Below are 8,459 nucleotides of genomic sequence, written 5' to 3'. Positions count from 1 at the left end.
CACCCTCAACTGCGAAGAGCCGCTTTGGCCCGGGGCATCGCGAACATGATCGACGAAGAGCAGTACTGTATCCACATTCTGACCCAGGTCAGTGCGCTCACCCGCTCGCTGCAGGGGGTGGTGACGGGGCTGCTCGATGATCACCTGAAGCACTGTGTGCTCGCTGCCGCCAAGCTTAGCGACGAGGCCGCCCACGAGAAGATTCAGGAGTCCACTGCCGCGGTCAACCGGCTGATCCGATCGTGACTGTGTGAGTCGGCCTCGCGGGTTAGCCTACCGGCACTTCCCGCCGAGCAGAGCTCTCGCGCCGCGCACCCCGGTGCGCTCGGAGCGCGCGGAGCGCGCGGAGCGCCGACAGAATGGCCACAAGGTCAACAATCTCTTGCAGCAGCGCTCCCACCACCGCCGGCAAATAGCCGAATGCGGCGACGAGCATCAAACCGACTGAGATGATGATGCCCATCCAGATCGACTGCAGGGCGATCTGCACCGTGCGCCGCGAGACATAGGCCACATCTGCCACTCGCGCGATGTCGTTCGAGGTGATCACCGCCGCTGCTGACTCGCTCGCGACCGTTGCACCCCTGCCCGCCATCGCAACACCGACATCGGCGGCCGCCAGCACCGGGGCATCATTGATCCCATCGCCGACCATGAGTACGGGTCTCGGCCGCATCGCCTGCACAATCCGCACCTTGGTCTGGGGAGTGGTCTCAGCGTGCACCGTCTGAATGTCGACCGCGTGTGCGACAGACTCCGCGGTCGACGTGATATCACCGGTCACCATCGCGATCTCGGCTACGCCTGCTCGGCGAAGACGGGACACCGTGTCTGCAGACTGCTCACGAATCGGGTCGGACAAGATGATCACTCCGGCGAGCTCGTCACCGACCGATACGTAGACGGCCGTCTCCCCAGCTGAGAGTACGGGTCGATCGATCGGCCCGGTCACCTCTTCGATAAATGAGGGCTTGCCCACTCGCACCGAAGTGCCGTCTGCCAGGGAGGCGAGGACACCGTTTGTTGCCACCTCGTCGGCCGTCACCACTTCGGGAAGCTCAAGTTGCTGTGTGCGTGCCGATGCCACGATCGGATCGGCGAACACGTGCACGGAGTACTGCTCGGCGGCGGCCGCGAGCTGCAGCGTCTCGTCTACGGTGCGAGCAGCAGGGTGAATCTCGACGACGTCGGCTTTACCTTCGGTCAAGGTGCCGGTCTTGTCGAATGCGACTGCACGGACCCGGGCGAGCACCTCTAACACGCCACCGTCTTTGATGATGACGTTGAGCTTTGCTGCGGAACTCATCCCGCCCATGAACGCGACCGGGGTGGCGATGAGCAGCGGGCACGGCGTCGCCACGACGAGCACCTCGGCAAATCGCACCGGATCCCCGCTGAGAAACCACGCGAAGCCCGCAATCAGCAATGACACAATGGTGAACGGCACCGCATAACGGTCGGCGAGTCGCACCATCGGTGCCCGGGAGTCCACGGCCTCCTCGACCAACCGTACGATCGAGGCGTAGTTCGAATCGGCTGCCACCTTCTGCGCGCGCATCGTGAAGCTCGTCGTGCTGTTGACCGTTCCAGAAAGCAGTGGGTCGCCCGCGTGGTAGTTCACCGGGATCGGTTCACCGGTCACGGATGATTCATCAATCGTCGCGTGATTCGATAGGAGCACCCCGTCGACGGGGAGGATCTCTGAGGAGCGCACCAGCAGTTCGTCGCCGACTTTCACCTCTTCGATCGCGATGCGTTCGACCTCACCTGTTACCGGGTGAATTCGACCCGCGAATGCTGGGGCTCGGCTCAACAGTTGGTCGAGTTCTCGGCTCGCGCGGCGAGCGGCGAGGTCTTCGAGTGCTTCCCCTCCGGTGAGCATCAACGCGATGATGAGCCCCGCGACATATTCCTGTACGGCGAGTGTCGCGATCATGGCGATGACCGCAAGAATGTCGAGCCCCCAATGCCCGCGCATCAGATCTTTGAACATGTCGATCGCGGTGATCACGATCACGATACCGAGCACCAAGTATGCGGTGACCCCGAGAGCCATCTCTGCGCCGGTCAGCCAGAGCATAACCCCGGTCGCCAAACCGACGAGCACGAACATCATGAGCTTGCGGTTGCGAAGAAATTCCCCCGTCGATGACATTGCGTGTGACGCTTCCGAGGTACGTGGGGCGATGGTCTGGGCTGGCACGGTGCTGTTCTCAGTCTCTCTTCGAGAGGGTTGAGAGTGCGGTGAGCGCGGTCACATCAGTGATCGTGATCCGCCCCTGTTCCTGTTGTGAGATCACCCCGGTGTCGGTGAGTTTGCGAAGTTGCCGACTGAGGGACTCTGGTGTCGTGGACAGGAGCGAAGCGATGTCCTTCTTTGCGAGCGGCAGCGTCACGTCGATGGCTCCTCGCGGCCCTGGCGTCGCAGGGAGCGAGAGCAGGTAATCGGCGAGACGAGAGCTCACGTTTCCGAAGATGACAGAAGCCAGCCGCGCCTCAGTATCATCCAAGCGCTGACTCACTCCTTGCAGCATGCGCAGCCCGATGCTCGGATGCTTCTCGACGAGACGCCCGAGATCGGCATGACGGAACACGCACAGTTCGGTATGCACGAGCGCTTCTGCTGCGTGATCGGGTCTCGTGCCGGTGAGAAACGCGGATTCTCCGATGAAGTCGCCCGGACCGAGGACCCGGATCACCTGCTCGTGCCCAGCCGCACTTGTACGAGCGATCTTCACCTGACCGGTGTGCACCACCATCAACTGCGACATATCCGAGCCTGCTGTATACGCCTGCTCGACAGCGTCTAATCGGACGGTACGTGCAAATCCCGCAACTTCCACTTGCTGCGCATGTGTGAGCCCTTGAAACAGCGGTACACGGGCCACGCAGAGATCATTTGCTGGATCAGCATCCACATCGGTTGAAACAGCCAACGGCATCCTTCCCTTCCCTTCTAGTATGGCGACTCGTGGCACAACACACGCGCTTCAGCTGAAGCCAGGGGTGGCGCGTGCAGTGATGTACGCGTGTGGCGTCCGCGGGTTCGAGCGCTGCCCGATCACCTCGAACCCGGCGTAGGTGAGGGCTTCGACCATTTTGTTCATCGGCCACCGGTATGCGGCGGCGATCGGATGGTCGAATGCCTCCCGCCGCGGCCCCGCGAAAAAGGACATCAGCAGCGATCCGCCGTCACCCAGCCGAGTGCGCAGTGTTGCGAGCGCGTGTAGGAGCTCTTCTGAGCTCATGTGAATGGTCGAATACCAGGCGAGGATCCCGCCCCAGCGGGTCTCGCAACGGGCGAGATCTTCGATGGAATCGTGATGGAACACAACCGCGGGATGTCTGGCTCGGGCAATCGTGATGAGGCGATCCGATGGCTCGAGCCCTTCCACCGTGTGTCCGAGGCGTGCGAGGTGACCGGTCCAACGCCCGGTACCCGCGCCGACATCGAGAATGGGGCCATCGACTGCCGCGGCCCACGGCTCGATGACCGCACGATCAGGGTCATCCGGTGAGATCTCGGCGCCGAGAATGCCCTCGATATCAACCTCAGGCGACCCGTATGCATCGGCCACCCGGTTTATTGAGGCCACAGGATCAGACGTCCGTGCTGCTGTGAATACGGCGTCCGTCGGTGCCTCAGGCCGCTGGGTCATGGTTCGATGATCACTTTGCCGGCAGTGTGCCCGGCCTCCACCATGGCGACGGCTTCCGCAGCCCGATCGAGACTGTACCGGTCCGTCACCTGCGGGTCGACGAGACCGTACTGGGCGACGCCGGTGACCTTCTCGAGCCCTTCACGCGTGCGCACCACCGCTACGCCACCGAGTTGCTGCACGGTGGTCGGGTCTGCGGTACTGATGATGACGCTCGGGTCTTTGGCGACGACCGCGAGATCACGAAGCGCCTGCCCACCGACCAGGTCGATGAGCACATCAACACCCTCCGGCGCGATGGCACGCACCCGGTCAGCCGCACCCTCCCCGGAGGCAACGAACGTCGCACCGGTCGACTCCACCAGTTCCTGCTTCGCTGCACTGGCCACACCGATGACCGTGAACTTGTGCACATTGCCGATCTGCGCCGCCATCAGCCCGACCCCACCTCCGGCGCCAAGAATCAGCATCGTCTGACCAGGTTCCAGCTCGATCTGATGCGTCACGTCATACGCAGTCGCCCCTGCGACAGGCAGTGCTGCAGCGTCAGCAAAGGAAAGCTCTTTGGGCTTCTGGACGGTTTGTGCCGCATCCAACACCGTGTGCTTCGCGAACGTTCCCTGTCCTTTGGCCGCGAGGCCGAGCACCAGGTCACCGACAGCGAAGTTCTCGACCTCTGCGCCTACGGCGGTGACGACACCGGAGGCCTCTCGGCCCATCGGTGCGGGAAGCGGCCAGTGGGAGCCCATCTGCCCCGCACGGATCTTCCAGTCAGCAGGGTTCACCCCGGCCGCTTTCACTTCGATCGCGAGCTCTCCAGGCCCAGGCGCCGGAGCGGGGCGTTCAACGAGTTCCTGCGTCTCGGGGCCGCCATAGGCGGCGAAGACCAGCGCTTTCGACATTATTGACTTCTCCTCATTCTCCAGGTGAGTGACACTTACTTGGTTGCCTGTGGCCGAGCGTCTTCACCCGAAGCCTCTGCCGCATCAGCGAGTTCCTTCGTGGCATACGCCGCGTCAATTGCGTGCTCCGGAGGTGAATAGACGGTGTAGAGCACCAAAGGCTCATCGCCAGTGTTGCGGAAGTTGTGGCGAGTACCGGCCGGGACAGCGCACAGGTCGCCAGCATCAACGGTGTGCGTCTCGCCGTCAAGGTCGGCCTCTCCGCTGCCCGACACAAAACTCAGCAACTGGTCGGTGGTGTCATGCACCTCGTCGCCGATCTCCCCGCCCACCGGAATCGTCATCGCAACGAGTTGGGAATGCTTTCCCGTCCAGAGCACCTGACGAAAATTCGTGTTTGCTTTCGCGACCTCGTCGATGATGAAGTGCGTCGCCTTCTCGCCGACGCTGAACTGGTTCTCACTCATGTGTGTGGTCCTTTCTCAAGATGGAAGTTCGGATGAACTCTGGGCCGTGGCTGGTTCGACCGGGCGGCCTGTTTCATGTGCGGCTCGGGCGCGTTCACTCCTCGACAACGCAGTGGCTCCTTGGGTGTTGCGCAGCAGGCGCATCGCGTTGAGGATTACGATGAGCACCGATCCCTCGTGCACGAGCATGCCGATAGCCATCGTGACACCCCCTGCGAAGACCCCGACGAGCAGCACGACAACGGTGATGAGCGCGATCCAGATGTTCTGGCGCATGACGTTCACGGTGCGTTTGGCGAGGCTGATTGCTTCGGGCAGTTTCAAGAGGTTGTCGCCCATCAGGGCAATGTCTGCCGTCTCCACGGCCACCGCTGAGCCCGCTGCACCCATGGCAACACCAATGTCGGCGGTCGCGAGGGCCGGGGCGTCGTTCACGCCGTCGCCCACCATCGCGACCGTGTGCCCCTCGCGCTGCAACCGCGCGACAGCGTTGAGCTTGTCCTCGGGTAGCAACGAAGCATGGATCTCATCGATGCCGACCGCCTCACCGATGGCTTCGGCGACAAGGCGCGTATCTCCGGTGAGCATCACCACCTTCTGCACCCCGCTAGCGTGCAAGCGCCTGATCATCTCGGGGGCATCCTCGCGGATCGTATCTGCGACACCGATTACGCCAAGCACGCTCTCATCGACCGCGACAATCATGGGGGTCTTGCCTGCCGCTGCCAGTTTGTTCGCAGCCACAGCCGCCCCCGCGTCGTTCACGATCCCGTACTGTTCGAGCAGCGGCACGTTACCGATGAGTACCCGCTTGCCGTGAGCGTCGGCCACGATCCCCTTGCCCACGACCGGTGTGACCGATCCCGGAAGGCCCTCGGGGGCCACTCCTTCTTCTCGTGCGGTGTCGAGGACCGGGCGGGCAAGTGGGTGCTCGGACCCTGCTTCTGCGGCGGCTGCCCAGCGAAGCACCTCGCGCCGATCCGCTCCAGGATTGAGCACAACGATGTCGGTGAGTACCGGGCGGCCCTCGGTGAGAGTCCCCGTCTTATCGACTGCGACGGCCGAGATCTTGGCCGAGGTTTCGAGGTACTCGCCGCCCTTGATGAGAATCCCGTTGCGGGCCGAGCGGCCGATTCCCGCTACGATCGCCACGGGAATCGAGATGACGAGCGCGCCCGGGCAACCGATCACGAGCAACGTGAGGCCGAGCACTACGTCACCAGAGATGAGGCCCGCCGCAAGCGCGAGTACCATCACCGCGGGCGTGTACCACTTCGAGAATCGGTCGATGAATGCCTGCGTTTTCGCTTTCGCATCCTGCGCTTCTTCGACACGGTGAATGATGCGCGCGAGCGTCGTGTCGGCTCCGATGCCGGTCGCCATGACCTGTATGAATCCGCCCCGCGAGATCGTGCCCGCAAACACGTGATCTGACTTCGTCTTTTCGACCGGGATCGACTCACCCGTGATCGATGCCTCGTCGATCGCTCCAGTGCCTGACACGACCTGCCCGTCGACGGGAACTTTCGCTCCGTTCTTTACTAGCACGATCTCGCCCATGCGCACCTGATGTGCGGCGATCTCGACCTGCTCACCGTCGCGCATCACGACTGCAACGTCGGGGGCCACCGCGACCAACTCAGCGAGCGCTGCACGGGTCTTGTTCATCGTGCCGGCTTCGAGAGCGTGACCGATCGCGAAGAGGAACGTCACGGCGGCAGCTTCCCAGAAGTTGCCGATGAGTGTCGCGCCGATCGCTGCAATCGATACGAGCAGGTCGATACTGATGAACTTTACGAGCAGTGCCCGGACGGCCTTCACGACGATTCCGTACCCCGCGACAATTGCTGCGGCGAGCATGAACGCGTTCGCAAGGGTAAACACATGACCAGAACCGTGGGCGTGTTCGCCAGCGTCGATCCACCATTGCGGACCGACCGTGACGTTCCAGCTGCCGCCGAAGAGCTTTTCGACGCCGAACGACACGAGAATGAGGAGGCCCGAGACAACGGGAATGAACCAGTTGCCATACCGCCACTTACGGAACGCGTTCACGAATGTGCCGCCTTTCGAATTGGTGAACTTAGTGCGTTAGGAGCCGTTTGGCTAGAACGCGGAGGCCTTCGACTTATAGCCGGCCTTATCGACAGCAGCAATGAGATCGTCGACGGAACTTCTTGTCTCATCGTGGTCGATCTCAACGCGACCCGAGGCGAAGTGCACCGTCACGTTCTCGACGCCATCGAGCTTGCCGACCTGCTTCTCGATCTTGGTCACGCACGACGGGCACGAGAAACCCTCGGCGCGCAGCAGAGTGTGGGTGGTGTCAGTAGCGTTCGCCATGATGAGTCCTTTCGCTTCACCCCGAAACGGGGATCGACCAGGAGGTTCCTGGCCTTCACGACCCAGACTATTGTGTTGACAGAGCCTCAGCCTTGACCTAGATCAAGTCGTGCTCGGAGCTCCTCTCTGTGGCTCACCAGCTACTTGGGTGCCGCGAGTCGCTTCTTGGTTGATCTGCTGGGCGCCATGAAGGTCTACAAGACCGAACTGATCCGTCAGCAAGGCCCTGGCGGACGGTCGAGCAGGTCGAGCTTGCGACCCTCGAATACGTGCGGTAGTGGAACCATGAGCGGCTCCACGGGGAACTCGATATGCGTACTCCGATCGAGGTCGAACAGGCGTACTACGCTGAAACCGAGACGCTTCTGTCACCGACCGGCTGACAGGGAAACCGGTCGGAACAAGAACCAGGCCAATTCAGTCGATGATCACCGTCACGTACTTGTCGCCGAACCTGGTGTGCCGCCAGACGTGCTCATCGACGCCGATCGTGGTGACCCCGTCGAACCGGTGCGGGTCATCGATCAGTCGGCGCTTGCCCTCGGCGATGATCGCGTTATTCGCGGTGTGCCAAGACACTCCGAGACCGGCCGCCGCGCGAGAGACGGTGAGGTGGTCGATCACGATGCCGGTCAGAGCCCACGTGAGCCCACCACGGGAGATCTTCGCTCTGGCCGGCGCCGCCTTCGAGGTGTCTTGCCGCCAGGTCCGCCCGCAGTGCTCACACCGGTAGCGGCGCACCCGCACCAGCAGCGTCGTCGGCCGGTGCCCGAACGGCTCATGCGCCAACCGGCGAGTCACCGTGTCGCGAGGCACACCCTCGGCGCCGCACTTGCGGCACCACGGATCCCGCTCGACGATCCGGCACGCGATCACCGCCCGATCCGGCTCGAGGCGCTGTCCAACGGCTTCCAGACCGAGCTCGTCGAGACGGCAGAACGTGGTCAGATCGGGCGCAGCGAAGGTAGCGTTGAGCAACGTCGAGGTCTTTCGGATGGGCAGTGTAGGAACTTCCATCCTGGAAGACCTCGACCCTATCCGGCCGACGGCGCGCTAACCCCGACTACACCCTCAACTGCGAAGAGCCG

The 8,459-nt window shown here is 62.8% G+C and carries 8 protein-coding genes and 1 pseudogene; 1 reads left to right on the top strand and 8 read right to left on the bottom strand.

The window, feature by feature from the left end:
- The first annotated feature begins 9 nt into the window (after positions 1-9).
- Positions 10-246, top strand: coding sequence for a metal-sensitive transcriptional regulator (locus BHE97_RS19175; protein ID WP_236757801.1), 237 nt, complete (start codon positions 10-12; stop codon positions 244-246).
- Between the two features lie 22 nt (positions 247-268).
- Here the strand turns inward: BHE97_RS19175 and BHE97_RS19170 are convergent, their stop codons facing one another.
- From BHE97_RS19170 to BHE97_RS19135, 8 genes and pseudogenes are all read right to left on the bottom strand, one after another.
- Positions 269-2,203: a heavy metal translocating P-type ATPase gene (locus BHE97_RS19170; RefSeq protein WP_201791546.1), complete on the bottom strand. Its 1,935-nt coding sequence runs from the start codon at positions 2,201-2,203 to the stop codon at positions 269-271.
- 10 nt (positions 2,204-2,213) lie between these two features.
- Complete coding sequence (locus BHE97_RS19165; RefSeq protein WP_236757800.1) at positions 2,214-2,936, bottom strand: Crp/Fnr family transcriptional regulator; 723 nt, start codon at positions 2,934-2,936, stop codon at positions 2,214-2,216.
- A 54-nt stretch (positions 2,937-2,990) separates the two neighbouring features.
- Complete coding sequence (locus BHE97_RS19160; protein ID WP_087625636.1) at positions 2,991-3,659, bottom strand: class I SAM-dependent methyltransferase; 669 nt, start codon at positions 3,657-3,659, stop codon at positions 2,991-2,993.
- The gene (locus BHE97_RS19155; protein WP_087625635.1) at positions 3,656-4,561 is read right to left on the bottom strand and encodes an NADP-dependent oxidoreductase; all 906 of its coding nucleotides are present in this window, start codon (positions 4,559-4,561) and stop codon (positions 3,656-3,658) included. Before BHE97_RS19155 ends, BHE97_RS19160 begins: the two co-directional genes overlap by 4 nt.
- Before the next feature lie 35 nt (positions 4,562-4,596).
- A complete protein-coding gene (locus BHE97_RS19150) occupies positions 4,597-5,028 on the bottom strand; it encodes a cupin domain-containing protein (RefSeq protein WP_087625634.1) in 432 nt (143 codons plus the stop codon).
- A gap of 15 nt (positions 5,029-5,043) precedes the next feature.
- Positions 5,044-7,083, bottom strand: coding sequence for a heavy metal translocating P-type ATPase (locus BHE97_RS19145; protein ID WP_087625633.1), 2,040 nt, complete (start codon positions 7,081-7,083; stop codon positions 5,044-5,046).
- A 51-nt stretch (positions 7,084-7,134) separates the two neighbouring features.
- Positions 7,135-7,371 (bottom strand): heavy-metal-associated domain-containing protein, encoded by a 237-nt coding sequence (locus BHE97_RS19140; protein WP_017791819.1) that lies wholly within the window; start codon positions 7,369-7,371, stop codon positions 7,135-7,137.
- A gap of 420 nt (positions 7,372-7,791) precedes the next feature.
- Positions 7,792-8,349: pseudogene (locus BHE97_RS19135) on the bottom strand (transposase family protein); the annotation flags it as partial.
- Positions 8,350-8,459: the final 110 nt, after the last annotated feature.

Source organism: Aeromicrobium sp. PE09-221, assembly GCF_002174305.1.
GTDB lineage: Bacteria > Actinomycetota > Actinomycetes > Propionibacteriales > Nocardioidaceae > Aeromicrobium.
This window is presented reverse-complemented; position numbering and strand designations above follow the sequence as displayed.